The following is a 26,908-nucleotide window of genomic DNA, read 5'->3' as shown; positions in this document are numbered from 1 at the left end:
GGAAAAAGTAGTGAAGCGAACTTTTCTTAATATTTTATATAATGCGGTCTATCAAATCTTTCTAGTTTTAGTGCCGCTAATTACAGTTCCATATCTATCTCGAGTTTTAGGTCCTAAGACTTATGGTATTTATGGCAGTGTAAATAATACTGTGCAGTTTCTGATGGTATTTTGTACCTTGTCAGTTTCTTATATTGGAATTCGAACAGTTTCTCGAACTAGAACTTATGGGACTCCTCAAGAATTAACTGATGCCTTTTGGGGCTTATGGTATTTCCAAGCAATTGCTGGTTTAGTGACTATTTTAATTACTTTACTGATTACCAATATTTTTCATATTCAATACTGGAACTACTTAATCTTAATGATTCCATATTTGATTTCTGCCCAGGTCGATATTTCTTGGTTCTTTCAAGGTTTAGCTGATTTTGGTCGGGTAGTGTTAAAAAATACTGCTGTTAAGTTAGCTAGTGTGGTTTTGATTTTATTATTAATTAAGTCACCAGCTGATCTTTGGAAGTATTTTTTAATTATGTCAGTTTCGACAGTGCTTGGGTCTTTTGTCTTTTGGCTTGATATTCATCGCTATGTAGGAAAACCGGTTAGTCATTTTTATAAATATAAAACAACGATTGTTTCAATCATTACCTTAATGATTCCGCAGATAGCAACGCAGATTTATACCTCGCTTGATAAGCCAATCCTAGGTTTTTTTAGCAATTCAACACAAGTTGCCTTTTATGACAATTCGCAACGAATTTCTAATATGATCTTAGGAGTAATTACTAGTATTTCTTTAGTCATCATGCCGAAGATGGCTAGCGAAGAAAAAGAAACTCAGAAAATTGTCTTAAAAAAGTCGCTTGAAGCAACGACGATGCTTGGAACCTTATTCGCAGTCATTATTATGGCTAATACTAAGCAATTTGTGCCATTCTTCTTTGGTAAGAAATTTATTCCAATGACGCCTTTGATGTTCTTTTTTGCCTTAACGATCATCATGATTCCGATGGGGGGAGTATTTGCTAATCAGTTTGCGCTGGCTAACAGAAGAGATAAGGAATACGCCATTCCAGTTGTAATTGGGGCGCTTATCGAAGTTGTCTTAGCGGCGCTACTTGATCGACCATATGGAGCTAGTGGAGCAACAGTCGCAATTCTAATTACGGAATTTGTAGTTCTAATTTTGCGGCTTTGGATTGTGAGAGATGATTATAGTTTTAAAAATGCATTTAGCGACGTGCCAAAGTATTTCTTAATTGGAATAATTACGTTAATTGCAGGGATGCTTATGCCTAACCTAATTAGTTCAAGTTTTTTGAACATGGCAGTTAAATCAATTTTGATGTTAATTATTTATGCTGGAATTATGTTTATGATGAAGTTAGACTTTAATCAAGATATCATGGACTTTATAACTCGCTTTCTTAGAAAGGTAAAAAGATGATTCCTAAAAAAATTCATTACGTCTGGGTAGGACATAACCCCAAGTCGCCATTAATTAAAGAGTGTCTTACGACTTGGAAAAAGAAGTTGCCTGACTATGAAATTATTGAGTGGAATGAAAGTAATTTTGATATGCATGAGAATCGCTATCTTGAAGAAGCTTATCAGGCTAAAAAATGGGCCTTTGTGTCTGACTATATTCGCGCTCGTGCTATTTATGAACAGGGCGGAATCTATTTAGATACAGATGTTAGAGTTCTTAAAAAGCTAGATCCACTTTTAAAGAATCAGGCGTTTATTGGTTTTGAAAATAATGACTACTTGTCAGCTGCTATTTTTGGTGCAGAGGCCTATCATCCATTCATAAAAGATATTCTCGATTATTATCAAGACAAAGAGTTTACTTTTGACAAAAATAATCAAATGGCGGGCGTGAATAGTTTGTCAGTAACTGATATTTTGAAAGAAAAGTATGGGCTAAAAACAGGTAACTGCGAGCAGCTTTTAAAAGATGGCGTTCATGTTTATCCAGATGGCTTTTTGTGTAATCCAAGTAAAGATTCATACTCTATTCACTTATTTACTGGTACTTGGATTGATGGGCAGCAGTCAGTAAAGCAAAAAATTGTGACCGGTCTAAAGAGAAGAATATCCTCTCCAAGACAGGCTAGTTTATATCAAAAATTAATTCGAAAATAATGAATCAAACAGAATTACAAAAATTAGTAGAAGAAATTTCATTAAAATATTTTCACCTTCCTTTCAGGCATGAAGTTAAGATTAATAATCGCATGACGACAACTGGAGGAAGATATTTTCTAAATGACCATCATATTGATATTAATGGTCATTTTTTAGATGAAAAATATCGCTCAGACTTAGTGGGAATAATTAAGCATGAGTTGACGCATTATCATTTACACTTAGCGGGACTAGGCTATCAGCACCGCAATCGTGATTTTAAGAACTTATTAGCTCGTGTTGGTGGTAGTCGTTATACATCTGACATTGGGTTAAGACGCAGGCAAGTTAAAAACTATCTTTATGAATGTGAAGACTGCCATTTTCAATATCCCCGTGTTCGTAAAGTAAATACAAGAAAATATCGCTGCGGCAGATGTGGTGGTAGACTAAAATTAGTTAGAAGAAATAAGTAAAAAAACAAATTTCCATTTGCTAAAAGAAAAATTATTTGGTATATTAGTTAAGTACCGCGGGCGTGGCGGAATGGCAGACGCGCAAGACTAAGGATCTTGTGATCGCTTTTAGATCGTGGAAGTTCGAGTCTTCTCGCCCGCACCACTAAGAAAAGGAAGTCGCAAATGCGGCTTTCTTTTTTGTTAAAGATATACTTGATAAAAGTAGGAAAGACTATGATTAATAAGAAGACCTTTAGAATTGCTATTAGTGCTATTTTTGTTGCAATTATTTTAGTTCAGACTTTTGTTCCTTACATCGGCTACATTAGAATTCTGCCGGGATTGCCTTCAATTACAACTATTCCTTTGACCGTGGCTTTAGCTGGTTGCTTAATGGGACCTGGGTTCGGTACGTCGATTGGCTTATTTTGGGGCTTATTAAGTTTATTTATTGCTTATACGCAACCTGGCGATATTGTCAGCATGTTGTTGTTTCGAAATATCTTTATTGCGTTAGTTCCGCGGGCAGCAGCTGGCTTTATTGCTGGAATGATTGGTCAAGCTGCAAAAGATGAATCAAAACTTCAGAAGACCGTTGTTTATACAATTGCAGGCTTATGTACGTCACTTGCTAATACTTTACTGGTGATTAGTATTACTAGTTTATGGTTTATGAATAATCCAGCTGCCTTGCTTCAAAGCCTAGGCCAAACTCAAAATTCAGCTCCTTTAATTGCAATTTTATTAAGTGTTTTAGGTGTTAATGGTGTTGTAGAAGCAATCTTTACTGCTATCCTTACGCCAGCAATTGCGATGCCTTTGAAGCAAGTAATGAAAAGGAAGATGAGTTAAAATGCCGCGTAGACGCCGTCAAAAAAATATTCAATATGTAATTGCAAGAGCCTTTGCTATTTGCTTTACTTTGGTAGTAATTTTATCAGGCTTTTTGTACTGGCGTCACGAGGTCGCGGTTAATGAACAATTAAGGCAAGCGCAGTTAGAAAAGGAACGCGCTCTTCAAAGTAAAGAAAGGTTTATTAAAGTAGTAGCTCCAATTGCTCAAAGAGCAGATAAGCCTTATGGTTTATTTCCAAGTGTTACCATTGCGCAAGCATGCTTAGAAAGTAATTTTGGTCAAAGTGAGCTTTCAAAAAAATATTATAATTTGTTCGGTGTCAAGGGAACCGATCCTAATACTAGCCGAGAGCTGACGACTTCGGAATTTGTTAATGATCACTGGGAAACTGTAACTGGTCGTTTTCAAGTTTATAATTCTTATGAAGAATCTATTCAGGCACATACGCGGTTATTTGTGAATGGAACTAGCTGGAATAAAGATCAATATCAGCATGTTTTAGCTGCAAAAGATTATGCAAGTCAAGCGCAAGCTTTAGAGACGGATGGTTATGCGACTGATCCAGGTTATGCTAAAAAGCTAATTGATTTAATTAAAGAGTTCAATTTAACGCAATATGATTAATTCCAAAACGATGATAGTTAAGGTAAAAGCTATCGTCGTTTTTTGTTATAATAGACAGGTCTATTTTAGTGTTTAAGTTATCAGGAAAGAGAGAAGCAATGAGCGAAGAAACAATTCTTGCAGGATTAAATCCGCAGCAGAAAAAAGCTGTGCAGTGTACTGAAGGTCCACTTTTAGTAGTTGCTGGAGCTGGTAGTGGAAAAACATCAGTTTTAACACGTCGAATTGCCTATTTAATTGAAGAAAAGGGCGTTGCGCCATGGAATGTTTTAGCCATTACTTTTACTAATAAGGCTGCAACTGAAATGAAAGAACGTGTCCAAAAGCTTTTAGGGCCAGCTGCTGATAGTGTTTGGATGTCAACTTTTCACGCTTTATGTGTGAGAATCTTACGCCGAGATGCAGAAAAAATCGGCTATTCTAATAACTTTTCAATTGCTGATTCAGCAGAACAGTTAACTTTAATTAAGCGAATTGAAAAGGATCTTAATATTAATCCTAAGATGTATGATCCTAAGGCTATTTTAGGTGCTATTTCTAACGGCAAAAATGACTTACTTACGCCAAAAGATTTCAAAGAACAAGCAGCTAGTCCTTTTGAAAAAGTAACAGCGCAAGTTTATGCCGAATATCAGCACCGCTTAAAGCGAGATAAAATTATGGACTTTGATGATTTGATTATGCAAACGCTAGTCTTGTTTAAGAAAGATAAAGAAACGCTTCATTATTACCAAAATAAGTTCCGCTATATTTTAGTTGACGAGTATCAGGATACAAACGAAGCTCAATATCAACTTTGTGTGGCACTAGCTGCTCAATATAAAAATATTTGCGTTGTTGGGGATGCAGATCAGTCGATCTATGGTTGGCGCGGTGCTAACATGGAAAATATTCTTAATTTTGAGCATGACTATCAAGATGATGAAGTTAATACGATTAAACTTGAACAAAATTATCGTTCAACTGGTCATATCTTAGATGCTGCTAATTCAGTTATTAAGAATAATCAAAATCGTAAACCTAAGAAACTTTGGACTGATAAGGGCGATGGCGATAAGATCAACTATTATCGTGCTCAAAGTGGTAACGATGAGGCACTCTTTATTGTTTCAAAGATCAACGAAGAAATAAAAGAGCATCACAGAGACTACAAGGATTTTGCAGTTCTTTACCGTACAAATGCCCAATCTCGTAACGTCGAAGAAGCTTTAGTTAAATCAAACATTCCTTACCGAATTGTTGGCGGTCATAAATTCTATGATCGAAAAGAAATTAAAGATATTTTGGCCTACTTGAAGGTTGTAGCAAACCCTGCTGATTCGATGAGTTTTAATCGAATTATCAATGTGCCAAAGCGGGGATTAGGTCCAACAACGATGGCTAAGTTTAATGGTTTTGCCAATGACAATGATTTCACAGTTGAAGAAACATTTAAGAACTTAAGCTTAGCACCAATTACAGGACGTCCAGCTAAGACTTTAGCAACTTTTGGGACTGCCCTAAAAGATGCAATTGAGTACAGTAAGACGCATAGCGTAACTGGTTTAACTGAAAAATTATTAGCTGACTTTGGCTATAAAGAAGCCCTAGAAAATGAACATACAATTGAAGCTGATACCAGATTAGAAAACTTGAACGAATTCTTAACTGTTACTAAGCGTTTTGATGATAATTATGAGCCAGAAGATGAAGACTCGACTGCCTTAGGTGATTTTCTTTCAGAAATTTCACTCTTAAGCGATCAAGATGATTTAGAAAATCAAGATAATCAAGTAGCTTTAATGACGCTTCATGCAGCTAAAGGATTAGAGTTTCCAGTTGTCTTTTTAGTTGGCATGGAAGAAGGTCTATTCCCGCTTTCAAGAGCGGCAAGCGATCCAAGTGAACTTGAAGAAGAGCGTCGTTTAGCCTATGTAGGTATTACGCGTGCTGAAAAGAAACTTTACATCACGAATGCCTTTTCTAGAACAATGTATGGTCGTCCGCAAAATAATCAGCCATCTCGTTTTATTGATGAAATTGAAGATAAGGATCTAGAATTTGTTAATCCAATTCAATCTAATTCTTCAATGTCGATTCCTTTTGCTAAAAGTAGTGAACGTGCAACTTCTCAAGTTTACCGTCCCAAAACTAGAATTGAAACAGCTAAGAAGGCTAGTGGTGCAGTTGGCGCAAATAAGAAGACCTGGAATGTTGGCGATCAAGTTTCTCATAAGGCTTGGGGAAAGGGTGTTGTCGTCAAAGTTAACGGCAGCGGAGAAGATATGGAATTAGATATTGCTTTTGCTAGTCAAGGAGTAAAGCGCCTTTTAGCTGCCTTTGCACCAATTAAAAAGATATAATGAGATTGAAGTAGTTTGGTTTAGATAAGGACTGAAATAATGGCAGTTTTAACTCACAATCAGGCTTCTCAGAAAGTCGATGAATTAAGAAAAAAGCTCGATGAATGGGCAGAAGATTATTACGCAAAAGACGCACCAATAGTTGAAGACGCAGTTTATGACAAGGCTTATCAAGAACTAGTAGAATTAGAAAAGCGGTTTCCTGACTTAGTAACATCTGACTCAATTACGCAGCGAGTTGGTGGCGAAATTAAGAGTGATCTTTCTAAAGTGGAACATCCTATTCCAATGCTCTCAATGGGGGATGTTTTCTCAAAAGATGAGCTTAAAGAATTTGATGACAGAATTACAAAGCTAGTTGGACATCCTGTGGCTTACAACGTTGAATTAAAAATTGATGGCTTATCTTTATCGCTAGAATATACAGCTGGTAAATTAACACGCGCATCTACTAGAGGAAACGGTCGTGTTGGTGAAGATGTGACAGCTAATGCCAAGTTCATTAAGGATATCCCACAAACTTTGCCTGAGCCTTTAACAACTGAGGTTCGTGGTGAATGCTATATGGAAAAAGAAGCATTTGCCAAGCTAAATGCGGAACGCGATGAAAAAGGCGAGCAAGTATTTGCTAATCCTAGAAATGCAGCAGCTGGGTCTTTGAGACAATTAGATGCGCGGATTACTAAAAAGAGAAATTTAAGTACTTTTATTTATACTTGGGTTAATCCACCAAGAAACATTACTAGTCAGCACCAGGCAATTGATGAAATGAATCGCTTAGGCTTTCACACTAATCAAACTGGTCGTCGTCTAGAATCAATGGATGAAGTATTTAAGTTTATTGATGAATATACTGCTAAGCGTAACGATTTAAGCTATGGTATCGATGGAATCGTTTTAAAAGTTGACGATTTGAGCTTACAAAATGAATTAGGAAATACCGTCAAGGTACCGCGTTGGGAAATTGCCTATAAGTTTCCTCCTGAAGAACAAGAAACGATAGTTAAAGAGATCGAATGGACAGTTGGCCGAACTGGAGTAGTCACGCCGACTGCGGTGATGAATCCCGTTCAGCTTGCTGGTACTGTTGTTTCACGTGCTTCTTTGCATAATCCTGATTACCTAAGAGAAAAGGGAGTACGGATTGGCGATACAGTTAAATTGCACAAGGCTGGGGATATTATTCCAGAAATTTCTAGTGTCGTTTTAAATAAAAGACCTAAAGATAGTGAGCCTTATGAGATTCCTAATAAATGTCCATCTTGTGGGCAAGACTTGGTTCACTTGCAAGATGAAGTAGCCCTCCGCTGCATCAATCCAATGTGTCCAGCTCAAGTTGAAGAAGGAATTATTCACTTTGCTTCACGCGGCGCGATGAACATTATGGGACTTGGTCCAAGAATCGTAAAACAGCTAATTGATAAAAAATTTGTCAACGATGTAGCTGACTTGTATCATTTAACTAATGAGCAATTAAGTCAGTTAGATCATTTTAAAGATAAGTCAATTACTAATTTGTTAACTTCAATTGAGAATAGTAAGCAAAATTCAGCTGAATTATTACTATTTGGTCTTGGAATTGATCACGTTGGTGCTAAAGCTGCTAGATTAATTTTGGAAAAATATAAAAATTTGGAAAAGGTTAGTCAATTAACAGTGCCAGAATTAATAAGTATCGATACAATAGGAGAGACGATTGCGGAATCGTTAACAGCATATTTTAATCAGCCGAGTGCGCAAAAGTTGTTGCAAGAGTTGCGTGACAGTGGATTAAATATGGAATATTTAGGAACAGTTGAAGAAGAAGCACCAGATAATTTCTTTAAAGAAAAGACTGTTGTTTTAACTGGAAAGTTATCAGACTTTACTCGAAGTGAATTTACTAAGAAACTTCAAAATCTTGGAGCTAAAGTGACTGGATCAGTATCTAAGAAGACAGATTATCTGATCTATGGTGCAGATGCTGGCTCTAAGAAAGATAAGGCTGAGAAACTTCAAGTTCCAATGTTAACTGAACAAGAAGCAATTGCAAAAATTGAAAAATAAAGAAATAAGAAGGAAAAATAAATTGAAAAGATTTTTGCAAATAGCACTGCTAGTGGCAACTGGTTTGAGCTTAAGTGCATGTGGCAATTTAAAAAATTCCGATCTTGCCAATAATCCCACAACTTCGACAACCAAGAAGAAAAGCTATCAAACGACTAGTACAAGTAAGAATGGTTATAATGTCCTCTTAAAAGATGGTGAATATGTAACTAGTCCAATTGAAGGTACAACTGAAAATACTAGTGATAATAATGTTGACGGTCGTGCTTTAGAATCTGGATTAATAAATTTATCCCAAAATACTTTTTCAAGTAGTAAGTATGTTTTCCAAGAAGGGCAAAAAATTTCTGTTGCAGATGCGACTGATTGGCTAGGAAGAAAGTCTAAGAGCAATGCAGATGGTTTAAATGCGGAAAAGAGTACTAAGAAAGATTCTTATAATCCAGTCATTTTAGACCAAATTTTGGAACAAGATTTTTTGACTAAATCTAATTCTAGTTACAAAATGGGTGGTATGAGTGTAGGCTTAGCCCTTAACTCAGTTGATTACTATCAAAAAGTTAAAGATGGTCCACAATATCATAAGGATATTTCTCGCGCAGAGCAGGAGACTTTTGGTAAGGAAGCAGCTAACAAGTTGGTTTCTTACTTGCGTAAAAAGAAGGGATTAAAGGATATCCCAATTCTAGTTGGACTATTTAGTAAGACTAGTAAAGATTCCCTAGTTGGCGGAAATTACTTTGCATATGGAATTGCTAATGCAAATAGTAGTAAAATAAATGATTGGAAAACAGTCAATAATCGTAGTCAAGTACTACCGACTGTTGGAAGCGAAAAAGCAATTAATTCTACTGATGCAGCTTCATTTAGTGATTTTAAGGCTGCTATTCAAGGATACTTCCCTAATATTAGTGGGGTAACAGCAACTGTTCGCTATCAAAATAAAACTTTGACACAAATGAACATTACTGTAACTACGCAATTCTTTGGCTATGCACAGATCGAGAGTTTCTCAAGACTTGTGCTTTCAGCTGCTAAGAAGTACTTACCTAAAGATGCACCAATAGAAATTAAGATTAATTCTGTTAATGATACGCAGGCATTAATTGCTAAGAATTCCGCAGATGATAGTTATTATGTCCACGTCTTTGGCGGTGAATAGGAGGCAAACGGTGAAAATTACAAAAGATGAAATCAATCACGTTGCAACACTATCTCGACTTGAGTTTGGTGAAGACGAAATTGATAAGTTTACTGAACAAATGGGTGACATTATCAATATGGCACATCAATTAGCCGAAGTTGATACTGAAGGAGTTCCTGAAACTGTTCAAGTTGTTGATCGAGAGACTGACTTTAGAGAAGACAAGCCTGAACATTGGGAAAGTCGCGCAGAATTAATGAAGAATGTTCCTGAAAAAGCTGATGGCTTCATTAAGGTGCCAGTAATTATTGATAAGGATGATAATGAATAATGAATTACTTAAATGAAAACATTGACTCATTAAATAAAAAATTACAAGATGGCGAAATAACAGCTGAAGACTTAGCTAAGGAAACAGTTAAAAATATTAAAGAAACAGACAAAAAAATTAATGCCTGGATTACTGTTGACGATGACGCAAAGCCAGCAGAAGATTTAGATTTTGCTAAAAATAAATTGGCTGGTATCCCAATTGCAATTAAGGATAACATCATTACTAATGGTATGAAGACTACTGCAGCTAGCCATATTCTTTACAATTACATGCCAGTTTATGATGCCACTGTAATTAGCAAGTTAAAGAAAGCTCAAGCAACCTTTGTTGGTAAGACTAACATGGATGAGTTCGCAATGGGTTCATCTACTGAACATTCTTACTATGGTGCAACCCATAACCCATGGAACTTAGAAAAAGTTCCTGGAGGTTCATCTGGTGGTTCTGCAGCTGCAGTTGCTAGTGGTGAAGTTGTAGCAGCTCTTGGTTCTGATACTGGTGGTTCTATTCGTCAACCAGCTGCTTTCAATGGTATTTTTGGGATTAAGCCAACTTATGGGCGTGTATCACGTTGGGGATTGATTGCCTTTGGTTCTTCATTAGATCAAATCGGTGTTATGAGTAAACGTGTTAAGGATTCAGCAGAGGTATTAAACGTAATTGCTGGTCCTGATGAACATGATGCAACTGTTTCAGAAAAAGAAGTACCTGACTTTACTAGTTTCTTAGGTCAAGATGTTAAAGGCTTACGCATAGCTGTTCCTAAGGAATACATGGATGCTGTTGATGGTGAAATGCGCGATGTTGTCCAAAAGCAAATTGATGTCTTGAAGGATGCTGGTGCAGTTATTAATGAAGTTTCATTGCCACATACTAAATATGTTGTTCCTACTTACTATATTGTTGCCTCTAGTGAAGCTTCTTCAAACCTTCAAAGATACGATGGTATTCGTTATGGCTACCGTGCAAAGGATACTAAGAACTTATTAGATGTTTACGTAAAATCTAGAAGTGAAGGCTTTGGCGACGAAGTTAAGCGTCGTATTATGCTTGGTTCATTTGCTTTATCAGCAGGTGCATATGACGAATTCTTCAAGAAGGCTGCTCAAGTTAGAACTTTAATTTGTCGCGACTTTGAAAAGATCTTTGCAGAAAATGATGTTATCGTTGGACCAACAACTACTGAGCCAGCATTTGGCATTGGCGAAGAACTTTCAGACCCAATTAAGATGTACAACAACGATATCTTAACAATTTCCGCTAACTTAGCTGGTATCCCAGCCGCTAGTGTACCTGCAGGTTTAGTTGATGGTATGCCTGCTGGTCTTCAAATTATGGCTAAACGTTTTGATGAAGGTACTGTATTTAAGGTTGCTGATTTCATTGAACGTAATAACAAATTCTACGAAAAAACACCTACAGGAATGGAGGATTAATTAATGAATTTTAAATCGACTATTGGTCTAGAAGTCCACTTCGAATTAAAAACAAAGAGTAAGATTTTTTCTCCATCACCAGTTACTTATGGTGCTGAAGCAAACACTGAAACTAATGTTATCGACTGGGCTATGCCTGGTGTCTTACCTCGTTTAAATAAAGATGTTTACCGTCTTGGTATTATGGTTGCTTTAGCAACTCATTCACATATCTTGCCTGTAACTCACTTTGACCGTAAGAACTACTTCTACCCAGATAACCCTAAGGCTTACCAGATTACGCAATTCTTCCAACCACTTGCTCGCGATGGTTACATCGAGGTTGAAGTTCGCGGTAAGAAGAAGCGCATTGGTATTCACGAAATGCACATCGAAGAAGATGCTGGTAAGAACACTCACGGAGCTAATGGTTATTCATACGTTGACTTAAACCGTCAGGGTGTTCCACTTCTTGAAGTTGTTTCTGAACCTGATATGGAAGATCCAGAAGAAGCTTACGCATACTTGACTAAATTACGTCAAATCGTTCAATTTACTGGTGCTTCTGACGTTAAGATGGAAGAAGGTTCAATGCGTGTTGATACCAACATTTCTATCCGTCCTGCTGGTCAAGAAAAGCTGGGTACTAAAGTCGAAATGAAGAACTTGAACTCATTTGACCACGTTCGTCGTTCTCTTACATATGAAGAAAAACGTCAACAACAAGTACTTCTTTCTGGTGGCAGAGTTCAACTTTCTACTCGTCGTTTTGATGAAGCTACTGGTAAGACCGTCTTAGAGCGTGTTAAGGAAGGTGACGCAGATTATCGTTACTTCCCAGAACCAGATATTGCACCTTACCACATTAAGCAAAGCTGGATTGATGAAATTACAGAAAGTTTACCTGAATCACCATTTGAACGTCGCAAGCGCTACGTTGAAGAATACGGTATTAAGGAATACGATGCTGACGTTATTTTACAAACTAAGGAATCAAGTGATTTCTACGATGCTGCAGTAGCTGCTGGTGCTGATCCAACTTTAGCTGCTAACTGGTTGAACACTCAAGTTAATGGTTACTTGAATGAAAACCAAGTTGGTATTGCAGATATTAAATTGACGCCAGAACACTTAGCTGAAATGATCAAGATGATCAAAGATGGAACTATTTCATCTAAGATTGCTAAGAAGGTCTTCAAAGAATCTATTGAAAATGGTACTGATCCTAAGAAGTATGTTGAAGACAAGGGCATGGTCCAATTATCAGATGTTTCTGTTCTTGGGCCAATGGTAACTAAGGTTGTTGATGACAATCCACAATCTGTTGAAGACTTCAAGAATGGTAAGGATCGTGCAATTGGATTCTTAGTTGGTCAAATCATGAAGCAAACTCGTGGTAAGGCTAACCCTAAGGTCGTTAACCAGTTGCTTAATAAGGAACTTCAAAGTCGTTAATCATTTTAGGGAGGCGAAAGGCGATGACGAAAAAAGCAAGATTAATTTATAATCCTGTTTCAGGTCACGAGCAGATGCTTCAAAATGTCGCAGATATTTTAAACGTATTAGAACAGGCTGGTTTTGAAGCGAGTGCCTTTAGAACTACGCCAGAACCTTTGTCTGCTCAAAATGAAGCAAAAAGATGTGCCCTAGCTGGTTTCGATTTGCTAGTAGGTGCTGGTGGAGACGGAACGATTAACGAAGTAGTCAATGGTGTAGCTCCCCTAGAAAAAAGACCTAAGCTAGCTGTTATTCCAGCAGGAACAACGAATGATTTTGCTCGAGCTTTAAAAATTCCAAGAGATAATTTAGTTGATGCAGCTAAAGTAATTCTGATGGGTAAAACGCAAAAGATGGATATCGGTCGTGCTGGTAAACAATATTTTATGAATATTGCGGCCAGTGGTTCATTAACCGAATTAACTTATGGCGTTCCTTCAGAAGTGAAATCGGTTCTTGGCTATAGTGCATATTTGCTTAAGGGTGCAGAAATGTTACCAAAAATAAGCAGTAACAAGATGCGATTAACCTATGATGATGGTGTCTATGAAGGGAACTTATCAATGTTTCTTTTAGGGATGACTAATTCAATCGGTGGTTTTGAGCGTATTATGCCTGATGCACAATTATCTGATGGTTTGTTCCAGTTAATCGTGGTTAAAACCGCAAATCCGGTAGATGTTTTACGTTTAATGGCGATGGCCTTAAATGGAAATCATGTTAATGATCCTCAAATTATCTATACTAAGACTAAGTACTTAAAAGTTGAATTACTAGATAACAGTAAAGATAAAGAACCAATTCCCGTTAATTTAGATGGCGAAATTGGTGGACATCTACCAATTGATTTTGAAAATCTGAAGCAGCATATTGAATTTTATGTTGGTTAATATAAAATAGAGACTAATAATTTGTTAGTCTCTATTTTTTATGGGGAGAAAAATGAAAAAGATTATTCGCAATTTGAGTACAGACGTCAATGGAATTAGTGAATGGATATTATTCTTTTATGTAGTTTTTCCTCTAGTAGGGTTCATTGCTAGTTTGGTATATTTAGTAAAGAAAGAGAAAATCAAGGCTCAAGCAGCAGCTTGCTGGGCACTGATGGGACTTGTGTTAAATGTAATTTTCTATATGATATTTGGAAGATAGGAGTATGTATGGCGATTAAATTAATTGCAGTAGACTTAGACGGAACTTTGCTCAATAGCGGTAACGCAATTTCACCTGAAACCTTAAGAACTTTGCAAGTAGCGCATGGTATGGGAATTAAAGTTGTACTTGCTTCGGGACGTCCTCTTTCTGGTGTGATGCCATTTGAGAATCAGTTAGGACTTGAGGGATCAGAAGAATATGCAGTTGTTTTCAATGGAGCTGTGGTCCAAGATTTATCTGGAAAAGTTTTAATGAGTCAAGAGATGGACTACCGTGATTTTGAAGTAATGCTTCGTCTGCAGCGTCTTGCCCATGTGAACTTGCACTTTGAAACGACTGAACGTTTTTGGACTTTAGATCGTGATCTTTCATTACAAATGCAAATTAATGCGGCCTTAACTGATAATGAAATTAGAGTTCGTGAACGGAAAGAAATTCCACAAGACTTTACCTTCAATAAAGTTGGGTTTACTTGTCCAAAAGATAGCGACCAAATTGAAAAGCTCTGGAATTCTATTCCTTACTGGGCCTTTGAATCTTACGATATTGTTCGTAGTTTAGATAATTGCATTGAATTAAATGGTATCGGTGCTTCAAAGGGAAATGCCTTGATGAATCTAGCAGAGCGGTTAAAGATTAGTCCAGAAGATGTCATGGTCTTCGGTGATCAAGGTAATGATGTTTCGATGTTTGAAAATCCGAGCTTTAAGAAAATTGCGATGGGCAATGCAATTGAAGATATTAAGGAAAAAGCAGATTTTGTTACAGATGATAATGACCATAATGGCATCGCAAAAGCACTTAAAAAATTCGTAATTTAATTCAAAAGCCTCTGGCACAGTAGCCAGAGGCTTTTTTTTTACAAAAAAATTATTTTCGTTGATTGTAAAATCAAATTGAACACTTTAGAAAAATAAAAAGTCCATTCGGACCTGTTTGATAGAATGTTAATAACCACAAAAACTTTCTATTGGAGGTCAAAATGGACTCTTTACATTCTACCATGAATCGGCACGTTAAAGGAAAGCATTTATCATTTGAAGAGCGAGTTATTATTCAATTGCGTTTGAAAGATGGCTGCTCTTTGCGTGCAATTGCTCGTGAACTCAACTGTTCTCCTTCTACTATCAGTTATGAGGTTAAACGTGGCACTGTAAAACTGTATCATGGTAAAGTCAAAAGATACAAGGCTACTCAAGGACATGATGTATATCAAGCTCATCGTAAAAATTGTGGGCGTAAATCAGACTTTCTCAAAAAAAATCAATTTATTCACTATGTCCACAAACATTTCTTTAAAGACGGTTGGTCGCTTGATGTTTGCAGTAATCGTGCCACTGTTGCTGGCGAATTCTCTAGCAGCGATGTTGTCTGCACCAAAACTCTTTATAATTACGTTGATAAGGGCTTATTAGGCATTTATAATTACGACTTGCCTGAGAAGCTTAAACGCAATACCAAGCTTCATCGTGTTCGCAAAAACAAGAAAAAGCTTGGCAGAAGTATTGAAGAACGTCCAAAAGAAATTAGTGAACGTAATGAATTCGGTCATTGGGAATGCGATTTGGTCCTTGGACATAAGACTAAAGATGATGAAGTGCTGTTAACCTTATCTGAGCGCATGAGTCGTGAATTCTTAATTATTCGTATTCCCGACAAGACTTCTATCAGTGTCATGCAGGCCTTTAAAGAACTCCAAAGACAATACAGTGAACACTGGAATGATATTTTTAAAACTATTACCACTGATAATGGTTCAGAATTTGCGGATCTTTCCAACCTAGAAGAAGCATCCAATACACTGGTTTACTATGCCCATCCTTACACTTCTTGTGATAAGGGAACAGTTGAAAGACACAATGGTCTTATTCGCAGATTCATTCCTAAAGGAGAAGCAATAGCTAACTATTCTTTACAAAATATCATTGACATTGAAACCTGGTGCAACTCATTGCCAAGAAAAATTTTAGCTTATCACACACCAGATGAAATCTTTGAAAGAGAATTAGATCGAATCTATCAAGCAGCTTAACTAAAAGTGTTCAATTTATTATTGCAATTTACGAAAAAATTATTTTAATATATTAAAAAACAAAACAGTTGTAATGTTAACTCTAAAAAATGATAGACTATAGTTGTATAACAAATAAGTTAAGTTCCAACATACAATAACGAGGCATTTTATTTTGATAAAAAACAAAAATCTTTTGAATGTCATTAAAAGAGTTAGTTTCAGTTTAGGAATTGTAATTATCTATGTCATGGGGACATATATTCCGTTGCCGTTTGCAGAGATTACGAAGCAATATGCACAAACTATGAATCATACTCCGATTACCTTGCTAGGAGTATTTAGTGGGGCCAATTATGCTCGCATATCAATTTTTTCTGTGGGACTTAATCCACTTATGTTTTCAATGTTGATCTTGCAGTTGTTAATGATGACTAAGCTTTTCGGTTTTGATGCATTATCTCAGCCGCAAATTGAATTTTTTATGCAGGTGATTACACTTGCTTTAACAATTTTACAAGCAGTTCTTTTAGTCTTTGGTATGACGCCACAAAGAGATTTCTGGCGGGACTTTGAGATGATTGTAATTTTAATTGCTGGATCTTGTCTAGTTGTTTGGCTATGCTATCGGAATATTAAATATGGAGTTGGTGCAAGTGCTCCAATTATTTTGACTAGTATTATGACCGGCGCCATTCCAAATATTTTTAATAATATTAAGATGTTGCTAAAGTTTAAAAACTCTTGGATCTGGATTACTTTATTATTTATGTTTATTTTGCTATTTATTCTATTTTGGATGGCATTTAATAAAACTTATTATCCATTAAGAGTTATTAATCCTAGTTTACCGTCGAAAAGCAAAGCTATGCTTGTTCCAATTGGTTTAAACATGGCAGCAATGATGATGTACATGGTTGGAATGGCCATTTTAACTTTGCCGGTGATGATTGCACCATATTTTAGTTCTAATAAATTACTCAATAGTTGGCAATTTTCAGCTACTTTTTCAACTGTAATGGCAATTTTACTATTTTACTTTTTCATGTTTGTTGCTTTCAATCCTAAAGATCAGGCAAAGGCGATGAGAAATAATCATAATTATATTTTAGGAATCGCACCAGGTAGGCCAACTCAAACATATCTTCGAAAATTAATTTGGATTCTGGGCTTTCCTGGAGCTATATTGAATGCTGCACAATTGGTATTAGGATTATATGGCTCGCGCTTTATGGGGAGATATGCAGGCTTTGCAGTTATTCCAATGAATGTTGTAATGATAGTTATGTTTATGAGCGGAATTCGTGATCAAGTGGCAACTCTCTTGTTCCCATATAAGTATGACCGCTTAGAAAGAGAAAAATAAAATGGAATACTTTATCCCAGCTTGGCATGAAGACAATAGTGATTGGGCTGTTGCAATTCCATCGATTACTATTTTAGATGCTACAAGTCATATGCGTATTTTACAAAATAATGGTCATCAGGTAGGAATTATTATTTCTACTTATGAGCCCGGACTAATGACACGTCTAAATCAATTGAGTTATTATCCAGATCAGCTATTTTCAATTTATGATTATTTGCAAGGTATCCACAATTTAGAAAGTAGAGTCGTTGAAATAAATGATTTTGCTTGGCCGAAAAATGCAATTTTTGATTATATTCCATTTAGAACGATAATAGCAGATAAAGATAAATTCATTGCCAAAGTCTTTTATGATTTTGCTGGAAAAGTTATTCGTATTGAGCATCATGGAGATACGCCGTCTGAAAACTATACATTGATCATGGATAGTCGGGGATTTATTTCTTCTAAAAATACAGACCATGAAGCTATTTTTTATGACCCGTACGGCAATTGGCGTTTTAAACAGGATAGGGATACTGGTATGGTAACAATTAATCCTAATTTTAATTTTTATCAAAAAACGACCTATTCTAATATTAAAGATTTAATTAATGAAGTTTTACAGCAATACTTGGAAAAGAACTTAAAAAATTCTGATCATTTGATTGTGACCCTCGATAACGATAGTTTAGTAGATTTAAACCAACTTAATCATTCAAATGCAATTTTTATGATTAATCCAAGGCAGCCTTATCAAGAAGAGCTGTCAAATTTGAATCAAGGAAATTTACTAGTTAGCAAAACGGACTTGGCTGATAAATTAGAGCAGCAATATCCTGGAAAATTTAGCGTTAATGTAATTCCAGCTTATAATTCTGAATTTCGATTAGGGCATAGTTCTAGAGAACGGGTACAAAGAATTGCTTTCTTTGCAGAAAATGCAAATCAAGCAGACATTGAAAAAATTATCAAGCATTTGTGTGAATATGTAAGTCATGATTTTAAGAATAAAAGTATCCAAGTTTTCACTTACAGTCTTGATAAGGATAACTGGGTAAATCAGGTAATAGCTAAAATTAAGAAAGACAGTAAAGGAAAGTGGATTATTAGTAGTGGCGATGAAAAGGAAAAAGTCGAAAATATTGAAATTGCTGGTTTAGGTAAAGCAAAAGGATTGCCACAAATTAAAATAAAAGAATTGCGTTTGACTAATATTTCTCAGTTGCTTAAGGCATTGGATAAAACTCGTGTATTGATTAGCTGGGGCAGCGTGAATGAGTTAATGCAAATGGTAGCTGTAAGCATTGGAATACCGCAAATTCAAAATTTCGCTTCAAAAACAGTAATCCATCAAAAAAATGGATATGTTTGCCAAACGGCTGAGAAAATTGATACGCCACTTAATGATTATTTAAATAATTTAACTGCTTGGAACAATGCAATTGTATATAACGTTAAAATGCTAAATCGTTATTCAGAAGAAAATATTATGAAGCGTTGGGAAAAATTACTAGGTGATGCAAAATGAGAGTCTTACAATTAGGATCAATAGACTGGTCTAAAAAGTATGAATTAACTAAAAACTTAGAGTGGCATTTCAATGATTTTCCACCTATTGAAAAGGTTGATGAAAAGGATCCTAAGAAGAAAAAGATTGAAATAAAAAATTATGATGTAATTTTGATTACAGGTCCAACGAATCTGACTAAAAAAAATTGGGCTGATTTAAAAGGTTTAGTCCCACCATATCAGGTTCTTTATTTACCTAAAGTTCTAGAAATTGCTGATACCGAGGAAAGCTACTTTTTGAAAAGTATTGCTGCTCAAGAAATTACTGAAGATCCTCAATATCTAATTAATAAATTAGAAGAGCGCTACTTTATGGGTCAAACAGGAATGCGTGTTGCAGCTGTTAATTTTAAGCTTAATGATCGGCAAGTACACAGCTTTGAATATTTAGGTCATGGTGAATTGAAGCTGAATTTAGATACCAATAACGAATGGATTAATCTTGGAGTATACAAAACCGGTATTTATATTGACCCGGGTAAGCGGATTAACTTTTGGCTAACGATGAAAAATAATAACTTCCAAGTTAGAATGAGAATTTTTATTCAAAATCCTGGTTCAGATGGTGATGTGAAAGATCAAGTTGTTATTGACTTAACTAAGTTTCAAAAAGATGAGTATTTTTCTCAACTTGAGGTGCTTGAATATTATCGAAATGCAACTATTAGCCTTGAAGTAAAGGGAAGCGGGGAGTTGACTATTGGTACACTTCACGCACGTTGGGGACGAGATGGAGCTGGTGATTTTATCAGTGGTGGAAAACGAATCGTTGATCCAGCAACTCGTGAAGATATTGCATATTACTTTAATCCCGGTGATTTAAAACCGCCACTAAATGTTTACTTTTCAGGTGCACGTGAACGAGAAGGTTTTGAAGGATATTTTTTAATGAAAAGATTAAATGCTCCAATGCTCTTGTTTACGGATATGCGGTTAGCTGTTGGTGGTTTCTATGATGATGCAGAAGGTTACTTTGGTAAAAAGATTATTGAAGTAATTAAGCAAACTCTAAAAAAATTAGGATTTGATTCATCTCAGTTAGTAATGACTGGAATTTCCATGGGAACTTATCCAGCAATAAAATATGGTGCCAAACTTAAGCCATACGCAATCAATGTAGCTAAGCCTTTATTGAATTTAGGCTATATAGCACGTCGAGCTGCTTTAGATAGACCAGGTGGTTTTGATACCATTTTCGACGTTGATGGGGCAATTAACCGATCTTTATCTTTTGAAAAGTTAAAAGAATTAGATCAAAAGACAATGAATGAACTTGGTCAAAGTGATTTATCTCAGACTAGACTTTTTGTAGCTTATATGAAAAATGATGATTATGATGACCATGCAGTGGCTGAACTAAAAAAGTCACCCGCTGTAAGAAATGCTATTCAGTTTTCAATTAAAGGATTTGATGGGCGACATAATGATGATCCAGCTGTTAACTATTGGTTTATTTATCGTTTGTATGAAATTATGGGTAATTTTGGACGAAAGTATGAATAATGAAGATTATTAATCAAATATATTGGGATCGAGTTAATGAGACCTATATGTATGGAACAAAATTAAGTAAAAGAATCGATGAAACAGTTACTTTCCAAAATAATTTAATGGCGTCGGGTGAGAAAATTATGCGCTGGTCGTCTAGGCTTAATTATCAGGCCTATAAAGAAGTTCCACGTCTACCAATTTTATTAAGTGGTAAAAAATATCGCATAAAGATAAATATGGAAGTAAATCCTGAAGATACTGCAATTTTTTGCTTACGTTTCTTTGATATACAAACCGATGAAATTAGTAAAGTCGTGTTTTCATCCATGGAAAAAGAATTTATTTATCCTAGTCAAGCTGTGTCATATACTTTTGAAATCATTAATGGGGGATGCAGTGAAATTAATTTCGCTAAAGTTCAACTTGGAAGAGCTGATTTACCTGAAAAAGCCTTTGATGAATTTTTCGTAATGCCATTAAATCAACTGAAAGAAGCAAAGAAAGTAGCCTTAATTTTAGTGGCAGATAATAAAAGAGCCAGAGAACTTCCAGAAGAGTTAAAGACGACTATTACAGATACGCAAGTTTTTATGGGTTATATTAGTTGGCAAGAATTATTTAACCCGGTTTCTAGATTAGAGTCGTGGCTAAAAAAACATGAAGAAGAGACAGTACTTATCTTTAGCAGTGACAAGAAAATTGATCAAATTTTGGAAGATTCATTGGCAAAAAAATGTGATTTTGAATTTATAACTTCGAATTATACTTTAGAAAATCAAGGACAACAGCCTTGGTTTCTCCCAGAGATGGTTAAGCTTGATCAACAACAGGTTCTCAATAATGTAGAACGATATTTGAGGAAGTGATAAAGCGTGTTGACAGATACTCTTAGGCTAAGAAAGCCAAGAAAGATTCTCAAAAAAATAAATAAACTAGCTCCTAAAATGAGAAAAATGAGTGATGCGCAACTACAAAATCAAACCCAGATTTTTAGGGAGCTTCTTAAAAAAGGAAAAACGCTAGAAGATATTTTACCTGAAGCTTTCGCAACTGTTCGAGAAGCAGATTATCGAGTGTTAGGTCTTTATCCTTATGATGTTCAAGTTCTAGGTGCCATTATGCTGAGTCAGGGTTCAATTGCAGAAATGAAAACTGGCGAAGGAAAAACTTTAGTAGCCACGATGCCGCTTTATTTAAATGGCCTAACTGGAAAGGGAGCGATGTTAGTTACGCCTAATGGCTATCTGGCTGCCCGGGATGAAAAAGATTTAGCGCCAGTTTATAAGTTCTTAGGTTTAACAGTTAGTTTAGCTTTCTTGAGTACTGATGATGAAGAGCAAAAAGCAACGCCGCAAATGAAGCGTAAATGGTATGCAAGCGATATTACCTATACTACTGCTTCATCTTTAGCTTTTGATTATTTATTTAATAATTTGAGTAGTACAAAAGATAGACAATATTTAAGGCCATTTAATTTCGTCATTATTGATGAAGTAGACCAGGTTTTACTTGATGAAGCTGAATCACCATTTGTAGTGTCATCTAAACCAAGTGTTCAATCAAACTTATATGGTTTAGCTGATCAGTTTGTTAATTTACTAGATAGTGAGAAGGATTATGAATTCCGTAAAGACGATGGAGTTTTTTGGCTAACCGCTCATGGAATTAAAAAGGCAGAGCGCTTTTTTAAGTTGAAAGATTTATTTGATGAGCAAAGTAGGGCAGTTTATCGACATATTGTCTTAGCAATGACCGCTCATCTAATTATGCGTAAGGGCCATGATTATTTAGTTGTTAAAGGAAAAGTAATCCTATTAGATGAAGATAGTGGCCGTTTAAAGCGTGGAGTTCAAGTAAGTACTGGTTTGCACCAAGCCATTGAAGCTAAAGAAAAGGTGGAATTAACAAATATCCAAAAAACTGCTGCGTCAATTACTTTTCCAGCCTTGTTTAGTTTGTTTAATAAGGTAAGTGGAATGAGTGGTACGGCTAAAGTTAATGAAGAAGAATTTTTAGATATTTATAATTTAAAAGTTACCCGTATTCCAACTAATCGTCCTGTTATCAGAAAAGATAAAAAGCCTGTACTCTTTTTAACAACTCGAGATAAATTAATGGCTGCCATCGATTATGTCGTAAAACTTCATCAGACGGGTCGACCAGTTTTACTAGTTGCAGGTTCAGTAGAAAATTCAGAAATTATTTCTGAATTGTTGCTAAATATGGGAATACCTCATAATGTTTTAAATGCTTATAGTGTTGCTTATGAAGCACAAATTGTTAAACGTGCAGGTCAAAAGGGAGAAGTAACAATTGCAACAAACATGGCCGGTCGTGGTACTGATATTAAGTTAGGCAAGGGCGTAAAAGAATTAGGCGGTCTAGCAGTAATTGGTACTGAAATGCTTCCTAAACGAGTTGAACTGCAGCTCGCTGGTAGAGCAGGAAGACAGGGCGATCCTGGCTCAAGTCAATTCTTTATTTCACTAGAGGATGATTTTGTTTCTAGTAACAACACTGGCAGACAGAAAAAATATTATCGCCGGTTAATGAGAAAAAAGCAGAATGGAAAAGATCTAGTAACGCTAAAGTCACCAATTACTAAGTTCAGTTTACATATGCTTCGCGATCGAGTAGCGGCAATGAGCGCCCTTCAGAGAACTGAAACAAATAAAGGAGAATTAATTTTATCTCTGCAGCGAAAAAATTATTACGATATGCGTGATCGTGTGATGGCAAAGAAAGATTTGCAAGCAGATATTGACCAGGCAATTGATAGAGGGATCGAGCTATATTTTAAGAAAGAAAAAATAAAAAACAAGAACGACTTGAAGTATTTTATTAATGAACATGTAACCTATAATAAAGTTATACTTCCAGAGGATTTAGAAAATATCCAAGACTATAAAAAATATTTGCATGAAATTATTAATAAAGTTATTAACCAGAAAAAGAAAACTTTAATTAATAAGGAACAGCTTAATAATTTTTATCGTCAAATAATGATTGCTGCAATGGATGGTTGCTGGATTGATGAAGTGGATAAAATCTCAAAATTAAAAATTGAGGCGCATGGTTGGACGAATTCAGGTCGTCCACAAGATTTGTTACAACACCAAGCAGCCTTTAAGATGTATTTACAGTTTTGGGATAAGATTACTCTAGCAATTTTTGATAATTTGCTTTTGAGCCAAATTAATATAAATGAAAAAGGTCAATTGGTTGTTGTATTTAATTAGAGGTAAATAATGACAGTTTATAATGTAAATTTAGGAATAGGTTGGGCAAGTTCTGGTGTTGAGTATGCACAGAAGTATCGTGATCAAAGTTTTAGAAAAACTGGAATTGACGCTAAATTTATTTTTTCTGACTTAATTTTAGATAATAATATTGGTGATCTGACTGCTAATATGGGCTTTAAGGATCAAAGCATTATTTGGCTATATAACTTTTTTACTGATATTAAGATTGCTAAAACTTCTTATACCTTAAAAGCCTTTGAAGCTAGCTTGAAATTTAAGAATTTCACTAAAGAAGTTAATAATGAGGGCAAAGAAGTCGTTTATAAATTAAAAGATGACTTTTATGCTGTTGCAAGATTATGTAATGGGCAAAAAGATATTATTGATCAAGTTGTTTATCGAAAAAATAATACCATTTTAAGACGTGATTTCTATTCTTATACTAGGTATGCGGCTGAGTACTATCTAGGTACAGCTGAAAATAATCGTGTAGTTTTTAGAGAATTTTACAATGAAGATGGCTCAGTTGCTTATGTTCAGCATCTAAATAATGATCAAGAAACTTATGAATTTACAAATGGCGAAATTATTTATTCTAAAGATGAATTATATCTGAAGATGCTTAAAGCACTTCGTTTCACTAAAAAAGATGTTATTATCTTAGATCGTGAAGATGAAGATAAGTCGTTAATTAATGGACAACTAATCTTTGAGAATCATGGTCCTGCTAAAATTGTCGTTGTGGTTCATGCTGATCACTATGATAAGCATTTTACTAATGATCATCATGTTTTGTGGAATAACTTTTATGAGTATCAATTCTCACATGCTTCAGAAGTAGCAAGTTTTGTGGTAGCTACGCCAGCTCAAAAGAAAGTATTAGAAGGGCAATTTCAAAAATATTATCATATTACACCGCGTGTTGATTGTATCCCGGTGGGTAGTCTTTTGAAGTTAACGTATCCGGTTAAGAAACGTGAGCCATTTTCACTTATTACTGCATCGCGTTTAGCTAAAGAAAAGCATCTTGATTGGATTGTTAAAGCTGTGATTGCTGCTAAGAATCAAATTCCAGAACTGAAGCTTGATATCTATGGCAAAGGCAGCGAAGGAGCAGCTCTTGACGAAATGATTAAGAATCACCAGGCTGAGGATTATATTCATTTAAAAGGACAGCATGATTTAAAAGATATTTATGTTAAATATCCGGCTTATATTGCTGCTTCAACTAGTGAAGGATTTGGGTTATCACTACTTGAGGCAATTGGCTCGGGATTAGCTATGATTGGTTTTGACGTTCCTTATGGAGATCCAACCTTTATTAAAAATAATGAAAATGGTTATTTACTGCCTTATGACGAAGATTGGAATGAGTATCGCAAGGTGGAATTATTGACCAAGGCAATTATTAAATTGTTTAAGCAAAGTGATCTAAAAGCCTTTAATGAAAAATCATATCAAATTGCAGAACCTTATCTAACTGATCGCGTAGCTAAGCAATGGAAAGAAGTATTGGGAGAATTAACAAATGATTAACTTATTTGAAAACTTAGATGTTGCATCAACTGATTTTTTGAGATCGCAACTTTTTGCTGGGCTTAATATTCCTTCAGTCGTGATTCATGATGATGGCTTCTTACCTAAAGAAGTAGATTCGCCAATCAAGTTTTATTGTAAGGTTACAGATAAAAATACTCCCTTATATTTTGACAAAGTTAAGATACCTAAGTTCTATCGTATCGTTGCTACGGCGCAGAAAGGTGAAATTTTCGATCTTCATCAAAAAAAAGCTGATATTGTCTTTGCTGCAACGGATAATAATCGGTTAGTTAAAGAAGTAAGATGGTTAGATGACAAGGGGCAATTAAGCTGGATTGATCATTATAATCGTGAAGGTAGAATTTTTGCCAAAACTTATGTGAATAATGGACAAGAAGTTTTACGGGAGTATTTTGACAATGAGGGAAAAGCTGTAATTGTTCATTATTTAGTAGCTGGAGATATTTTATTGTTTGATGATGATGAAACAAGACATTTCTCTAATTTAGTCCAGTTTATGCAATATTATTTAAGAGCACGCCATTATAAGGTAGATCATATTTTCTATAATACTTTGAACCAATCAATGTTTGTTAGCTTAGGCATGGGTGAAAAAGGCTCGGATACGCTATTTTGGCATGAAAAGTTAGGTGAAGAGCTGCCGGGGAATATGACTTATCTTTCAAAGAATGGCACACGTACTAAGCATGTAGTATTTGAGAATTACTTGGATTGGGAGAAGTGGAAAAATAAGTTACCTAAGGGTGGTAAGCTAGATTTTCGCTTTTTGGGGATGATTTATCCACATGCACGTGGGAATAAATTACGACCAGAGGCTGTCATTTTGACTAATTCTGACCAAATAGAACACTTGCAGGAAATAGTTGAAGCTCTTCCTAATATTAATTTCCATATTGCAGCGATAACAGAAATGTCGGCTAAGCTTTTAGCTTTTGATAAATATAACAATGTTCACTTGTATCCAAATGCTACACCAAAGAGAATGAAGGATTTATATCAGTCTTGTGACATCTATTTTGACATTAATCATGGTAATGAAATTCTTGATGCTGTTCGTGGCGCATTTGAGCAAAATATGTTAATTGTTGGCTTTAAGAATACTTTGCATAATCCTAATTTTGTAAGTCCAGATAGTATTTTTGAAGTTGATCAAGTGAATGATATGGCTCATCGAGTTAATGAAGCGCTAGAAGACGCAAAAAAGATGCAAAAATTTGTTGATGACCAGCGGTTGACTGCTGGGGACACGACAGTTGAAAATTATCAAAAGGTAATTGGAGCGCTGAATAATGAGTGAAAAAGGTAAAACGCTTGTTGAAAGACATGCATTAAAAAGATTGGCAAAAGTAGAAAAGAATAAACAAAAGGCATACGAAAAAAAGCCAAAAGAAATTCCTTGGAAAACAATCATTATGGGGGTATGTTTTACAATTATTTTGGTAATGATTTTATTGCAGACTTTTGTTAGATAAAGAAAAACAGGTATTAAATAAGGCAAAGTATCGAAAAAAGATGCTTTGCCTTATTTTTTTATCGTCTTTATATAAAAATTCTGGTTGTTCGATGTTATGTTTGCAAGAAAGAAGATAATATAACGGTGTGAAGAATTCGAAAAATAAAAATATTAATTAAATATATTTAAGCTCGCTAAAAATTAACAAATATCATCAAATAATATATTAAATT

Annotated in this window: 23 protein-coding genes and 1 tRNA gene; all 24 read left to right on the top strand. The window is 35.3% G+C overall.

What is annotated here, in order from left to right; all coding sequences use genetic code 11:
- Positions 1 to 10: 10 nt before the first annotated feature.
- The 24 genes from F3I00_RS08110 to F3I00_RS07995 all read left to right on the top strand — a co-directional run bounded on the left by F3I00_RS08110 (position 11) and on the right by F3I00_RS07995 (position 26,694).
- Positions 11 to 1,447 carry an oligosaccharide flippase family protein gene (locus F3I00_RS08110; RefSeq protein WP_159311075.1) on the top strand — a complete coding sequence of 479 codons (1,437 nt, stop codon included), beginning with the start codon at positions 11 to 13 and terminating at the stop codon, positions 1,445 to 1,447.
- Positions 1,444 to 2,145, top strand: coding sequence for a glycosyltransferase family 32 protein (locus F3I00_RS08105; protein ID WP_020807411.1), 702 nt, complete (start codon positions 1,444 to 1,446; stop codon positions 2,143 to 2,145). Before F3I00_RS08110 ends, F3I00_RS08105 begins: the two co-directional genes overlap by 4 nt.
- Positions 2,145 to 2,603 carry a SprT family protein gene (locus F3I00_RS08100; protein WP_020807410.1) on the top strand — a complete coding sequence of 153 codons (459 nt, stop codon included), beginning with the start codon at positions 2,145 to 2,147 and terminating at the stop codon, positions 2,601 to 2,603. Before F3I00_RS08105 ends, F3I00_RS08100 begins: the two co-directional genes overlap by 1 nt.
- A 56-nt stretch (positions 2,604 to 2,659) precedes the next feature.
- Positions 2,660 to 2,748, top strand: a tRNA-Leu gene (locus F3I00_RS08095).
- A gap of 71 nt (positions 2,749 to 2,819) precedes the next feature.
- The gene (locus F3I00_RS08090; protein ID WP_020807409.1) at positions 2,820 to 3,437 is read left to right on the top strand and encodes an ECF transporter S component; all 618 of its coding nucleotides are present in this window, start codon (positions 2,820 to 2,822) and stop codon (positions 3,435 to 3,437) included.
- Position 3,438: 1 nt separating this feature from the next.
- Complete coding sequence (locus tag F3I00_RS08085; RefSeq protein WP_020807408.1) at positions 3,439 to 4,065, top strand: glycoside hydrolase family 73 protein; 627 nt, start codon at positions 3,439 to 3,441, stop codon at positions 4,063 to 4,065.
- A gap of 98 nt (positions 4,066 to 4,163) precedes the next feature.
- A complete protein-coding gene (pcrA, locus tag F3I00_RS08080) occupies positions 4,164 to 6,407 on the top strand; it encodes a DNA helicase PcrA (protein WP_020807407.1) in 2,244 nt (747 codons plus the stop codon).
- Positions 6,408 to 6,446: 39 nt separating this feature from the next.
- The gene (gene ligA, locus F3I00_RS08075) at positions 6,447 to 8,453 is read left to right on the top strand and encodes an NAD-dependent DNA ligase LigA (protein ID WP_003648272.1); all 2,007 of its coding nucleotides are present in this window, start codon (positions 6,447 to 6,449) and stop codon (positions 8,451 to 8,453) included.
- Positions 8,454 to 8,475: 22 nt separating this feature from the next.
- Positions 8,476 to 9,615 (top strand): CamS family sex pheromone protein, encoded by a 1,140-nt coding sequence (locus F3I00_RS08070; protein WP_020807406.1) that lies wholly within the window; start codon positions 8,476 to 8,478, stop codon positions 9,613 to 9,615.
- A 10-nt stretch (positions 9,616 to 9,625) separates the two neighbouring features.
- Positions 9,626 to 9,928, top strand: coding sequence for an Asp-tRNA(Asn)/Glu-tRNA(Gln) amidotransferase subunit GatC (gene gatC / locus F3I00_RS08065; protein WP_003646851.1), 303 nt, complete (start codon positions 9,626 to 9,628; stop codon positions 9,926 to 9,928).
- The gene (gene gatA / locus F3I00_RS08060; RefSeq protein ID WP_003648275.1) at positions 9,928 to 11,367 is read left to right on the top strand and encodes an Asp-tRNA(Asn)/Glu-tRNA(Gln) amidotransferase subunit GatA; all 1,440 of its coding nucleotides are present in this window, start codon (positions 9,928 to 9,930) and stop codon (positions 11,365 to 11,367) included. The genes gatC and gatA overlap by 1 nt, the downstream gene beginning before the upstream one ends.
- A 3-nt stretch (positions 11,368 to 11,370) precedes the next feature.
- Positions 11,371 to 12,801: an Asp-tRNA(Asn)/Glu-tRNA(Gln) amidotransferase subunit GatB gene (gene gatB / locus F3I00_RS08055; RefSeq protein ID WP_159311074.1), complete on the top strand. Its 1,431-nt coding sequence runs from the start codon at positions 11,371 to 11,373 to the stop codon at positions 12,799 to 12,801.
- A 23-nt stretch (positions 12,802 to 12,824) separates the two neighbouring features.
- Positions 12,825 to 13,733 (top strand): diacylglycerol kinase, encoded by a 909-nt coding sequence (locus F3I00_RS08050; protein WP_020807403.1) that lies wholly within the window; start codon positions 12,825 to 12,827, stop codon positions 13,731 to 13,733.
- A gap of 73 nt (positions 13,734 to 13,806) precedes the next feature.
- Positions 13,807 to 13,995: a hypothetical protein gene (locus F3I00_RS08045; RefSeq protein WP_232055340.1), complete on the top strand. Its 189-nt coding sequence runs from the start codon at positions 13,807 to 13,809 to the stop codon at positions 13,993 to 13,995.
- An 8-nt stretch (positions 13,996 to 14,003) separates the two neighbouring features.
- On the top strand, positions 14,004 to 14,819 hold the full coding sequence (locus F3I00_RS08040; protein ID WP_065169776.1) for a Cof-type HAD-IIB family hydrolase: 816 nt from the start codon (positions 14,004 to 14,006) through the stop codon (positions 14,817 to 14,819).
- A 161-nt stretch (positions 14,820 to 14,980) separates the two neighbouring features.
- Positions 14,981 to 16,030 carry an IS30-like element ISLga1 family transposase gene (locus F3I00_RS08035; protein WP_024272995.1) on the top strand — a complete coding sequence of 350 codons (1,050 nt, stop codon included), beginning with the start codon at positions 14,981 to 14,983 and terminating at the stop codon, positions 16,028 to 16,030.
- Positions 16,031 to 16,184: 154 nt separating this feature from the next.
- Complete coding sequence (secY2, locus tag F3I00_RS08030) at positions 16,185 to 17,375, top strand: accessory Sec system protein translocase subunit SecY2 (RefSeq protein ID WP_020807849.1); 1,191 nt, start codon at positions 16,185 to 16,187, stop codon at positions 17,373 to 17,375.
- 1 nt (position 17,376) lies between these two features.
- Positions 17,377 to 18,888: an accessory Sec system protein Asp1 gene (asp1, locus tag F3I00_RS08025; protein ID WP_159311073.1), complete on the top strand. Its 1,512-nt coding sequence runs from the start codon at positions 17,377 to 17,379 to the stop codon at positions 18,886 to 18,888.
- The gene (gene asp2 / locus F3I00_RS08020; protein WP_020807847.1) at positions 18,885 to 20,432 is read left to right on the top strand and encodes an accessory Sec system protein Asp2; all 1,548 of its coding nucleotides are present in this window, start codon (positions 18,885 to 18,887) and stop codon (positions 20,430 to 20,432) included. The genes asp1 and asp2 overlap by 4 nt, the downstream gene beginning before the upstream one ends.
- The gene (gene asp3, locus F3I00_RS08015; RefSeq protein ID WP_020807846.1) at positions 20,432 to 21,286 is read left to right on the top strand and encodes an accessory Sec system protein Asp3; all 855 of its coding nucleotides are present in this window, start codon (positions 20,432 to 20,434) and stop codon (positions 21,284 to 21,286) included. Before asp2 ends, asp3 begins: the two co-directional genes overlap by 1 nt.
- Before the next feature lie 6 nt (positions 21,287 to 21,292).
- Positions 21,293 to 23,659, top strand: a complete 2,367-nt coding sequence (gene secA2 / locus F3I00_RS08010) for an accessory Sec system translocase SecA2 (RefSeq protein WP_020807845.1) — start codon at positions 21,293 to 21,295, stop codon at positions 23,657 to 23,659.
- Positions 23,660 to 23,668: 9 nt separating this feature from the next.
- On the top strand, positions 23,669 to 25,198 hold the full coding sequence (gene gtfA / locus F3I00_RS08005; RefSeq protein ID WP_020807844.1) for an accessory Sec system glycosyltransferase GtfA: 1,530 nt from the start codon (positions 23,669 to 23,671) through the stop codon (positions 25,196 to 25,198).
- On the top strand, positions 25,191 to 26,519 hold the full coding sequence (gene gtfB, locus F3I00_RS08000; protein ID WP_159311072.1) for an accessory Sec system glycosylation chaperone GtfB: 1,329 nt from the start codon (positions 25,191 to 25,193) through the stop codon (positions 26,517 to 26,519). The genes gtfA and gtfB overlap by 8 nt, the downstream gene beginning before the upstream one ends.
- Positions 26,512 to 26,694, top strand: a complete 183-nt coding sequence (locus tag F3I00_RS07995; protein ID WP_003648287.1) for a hypothetical protein — start codon at positions 26,512 to 26,514, stop codon at positions 26,692 to 26,694. Before gtfB ends, F3I00_RS07995 begins: the two co-directional genes overlap by 8 nt.
- The last annotated feature ends 214 nt before the right edge of the window (positions 26,695 to 26,908 follow it).

Origin of the sequence: Lactobacillus sp. JM1, assembly GCF_009834385.1 — a bacterium.
GTDB lineage: Bacteria > Bacillota > Bacilli > Lactobacillales > Lactobacillaceae > Lactobacillus > Lactobacillus paragasseri.
The sequence above is the reverse complement of the archived record's forward strand: the minus strand, read 5'-3'. Positions and strand labels throughout refer to the sequence as shown.